At 73.3% G+C, this 591-nt stretch carries 1 protein-coding gene; it reads left to right on the top strand.

Features of this window, described 5'->3' with window-relative positions:
• The coding region (locus A5711_RS21560) for a discoidin domain-containing protein (protein WP_231987526.1) at positions 1–591 on the top strand (591 nt) is incomplete at both ends.

The following is a 591-nucleotide window of genomic DNA, read 5'->3' as shown; positions in this document are numbered from 1 at the left end:
GGAGCGGCGGCCGGATCACCGTGTCGAGCTCGTCGTCGGACTCCACCGCGATGCCCGACGTCGCGCCGGCGACCTCCCCCGTCGCCGCCATCGACGGCGACCCGGCGACCGCGTGGGTGTCCAACTCGCTGCAATCGGCGGTGGGCCAGTGGCTGCAGGTCGATTTCGACCACCCGGTCACCAACGCGGCGATCACCCTGACACCCAGCGCGACGGCCGTCGGCGCGCAGGTGCGCCGCATCCTGATCGAGACCGCCACCGGCAGCACCACCTTGCGGTTCGACGAGCCCGGCAAGCCGCTCGCCGCCGCGTTGCCCTACGGCGAGACGCCGTGGGTGCGGATCACCGCCGCGGGCACCGACGACGGGTCCCCGGGCGTGCAGTTCGGCATCACCGACCTGTCGATCACCCAGTACGACGCGTCCGGATTCGCCCACCAGCTCGACCTGCGGCACACCGTGCGCGTCCCGGGGCCGCCGCCCGGCGCGGCGGTCGCGGGCTGGGACCTGGGTTCCGAGCTGGTGGGCGAATCCGGACGCGTCGTACTGGGTGATCGACAGGTCGGTGATGCCGAACTGCACGCCCGGGGAC

It is taken from the genome of Mycobacterium sp. E2238 (genome assembly GCF_001672665.1).
Classification (GTDB): Bacteria; Actinomycetota; Actinomycetes; order Mycobacteriales; family Mycobacteriaceae; genus Mycobacterium.
The sequence above is the reverse complement of the archived record's forward strand: the minus strand, read 5'-3'. Positions and strand labels throughout refer to the sequence as shown.